Source organism: Pseudonocardia kujensis (assembly GCF_021283305.1).
GTDB lineage: Bacteria > Actinomycetota > Actinomycetes > Mycobacteriales > Pseudonocardiaceae > Pseudonocardia > Pseudonocardia kujensis.
Genome location: NZ_JAJSOK010000147.1, coordinates 1 through 1864, shown reverse-complemented (window position 1 = coordinate 1864; position 1864 = coordinate 1). Strand labels below are relative to the sequence as shown.

The window sequence follows — 1864 nt, the reverse complement described above, 5'->3', positions numbered from 1 at the left end:
CTAGGAGACTGCTGAAAAGCTCGGGTGTCGGACCGCGAGTTGATCTCGGGCCGCTGGGACGATGTCCGGGTGCAGGGACGGTCTGATCCGCAGCGTGAGCTGCTCGATGTTGAGTCCGTGGCCGGGCATTTGCTGCCCGAGGGCGGGATGTTCGCGTTCCTGGCCGCGCACCGGCGCGAGTTGTTCCCCGATGAGTTGTTCGTCGACCTGTTCGCTACCGGCCGGGGCCGTCCGTCGGTCCCGGTCGAGCAGGTCGCCTCTGTGCTGGTGCTGCAGACCCTGCACAACGTGTCGGACCGCGAGGCCGTCGAGGCGTTGACGTTCGATCTGCGGTGGAAGGCCGCGTGCGGGCTCGCGGTCACCGACTCCGGCTTCCACCCGACCACGCTGACCTACTGGCGACGCCGGTTGGCCGCGTCCGACCGCCCGGAACGGATCTTCGACGTGGTCCGGGCGGTGGTGGCCGAGACCGGCGCGCTGGCCGGCAAGCACCGCCGGGCGCTGGACTCGACGATCCTCGATGACGCGGTGGCCACCCAGGACACAATCACCCAGATCATCGCCGCGGTCCGTCGGGTCGCACGCGAGGTTCCCGGCGCCGCCGAGGTGATCGCCGCCCAGGCCCGCGGGCATGACTACACCCAGGCCGGGAAACCGCAGATTGCCTGGGGCGACGAGCAGGCCCGCGCCGAGCTGGTCGACGCCCTGGTCGGCGATGCGCACCGGATCCTCGGGCATCTGCCCGACCAGGAGCTCGACGCCAAGGCCGCTGAAGCGGTGGGGTTGCTGGCGTTGGTGGCCGGCCAGGACGTCGAACCCGCCGAGGGCTCCGACGGGCGCGACGGGCGCTGGCGCATCGCCCGGCGCACCGCCCCGGACCGGGTCATCTCCACGGTGGACCCCGAGGCCCGGCACGCGCACAAGACCCGCCACCGCCGCCAGGACGGCTACAAGGCCCACCTCGTCGTCGAGCCCGACACCGGGATCATCACCGCCACCGCGCTCACCCCGGCCGCCGGGCCGGACAACTCCGACGCCGCCATCGGCATCACCCTTCTCGACCGCGAGCCGGGCCAGACCGAGCCGGGCCAGACCGAGCCGGGCCAGACCGAGCCGGGCCAGGCCAGGCACGACCAGGCCGGGCCGCGGTTCGAGGTGCTCGCCGACTCCGCCTACGGCACCGGGGAGATGCTCGCCGCGCTCGAGGCCGCCGGGCACCGCCCGGTGATCAAACCCTGGCCGCTGCGCCCGACCGTTCCGGGCGGGTTCAGCCTCGACGACTTCACCGTCGACGAAAACGCAGGCCTGGTGACCTGCCCGAACGGGATCACCACCCGGATCACCCGCAGCCGGTATGCGGTCTTCGGGGCCCGCTGCCGCGGCTGCCCGCTGGCCTCGCGATGCACCACCTCCGCGTCCGGGCGGACCCTGCGGCTACACCCACACGACGCGCTGCAGCGCGCCCACCGCGCCCGCGCCGCCGATCCGCAGTTCGCCGCCATCTACCGGCGGCACCGGCCCATGGTCGAACGCAGCATCGCCTGGCTCACCCGCGGCACCCGACGCCTACGCTTCCGCGGCACCCGCGCCAACGACCTGTGGCTATCCCACCGCGCCGCCGCGCTCAACCTGCGCCGCCTGCTCGCCCTGGGCCTACACCGCCAGCCCGCCGGCGCCTGGGCACTCGCATAACCCGCACAGCGCGCCCACCAGCCTTGACCCGCCAAGATCAGCGGCGCAGGCTCCCCAGCGGGCAGGGCGACCCTCGATATGTCGCACCCACGGGTGCTGACCCAACCCAGCGGCACAAGACCGCCATGAGGCGCCCTGCCCCCTCAATCGCCCTTGTTCAGCAGTCTCCTAG

Annotated in this window: 1 protein-coding gene; it reads left to right on the top strand. The window is 72.7% G+C overall.

What is annotated here, in order from left to right; translation table 11 throughout:
- Positions 1 to 69 precede the first annotated feature (69 nt).
- Entirely contained in the window at positions 70 to 1692 is a 1623-nt protein-coding gene (locus tag LWC35_RS38705; protein ID WP_232875569.1) for an IS1182 family transposase, read from the top strand.
- The last annotated feature ends 172 nt before the right edge of the window (positions 1693 to 1864 follow it).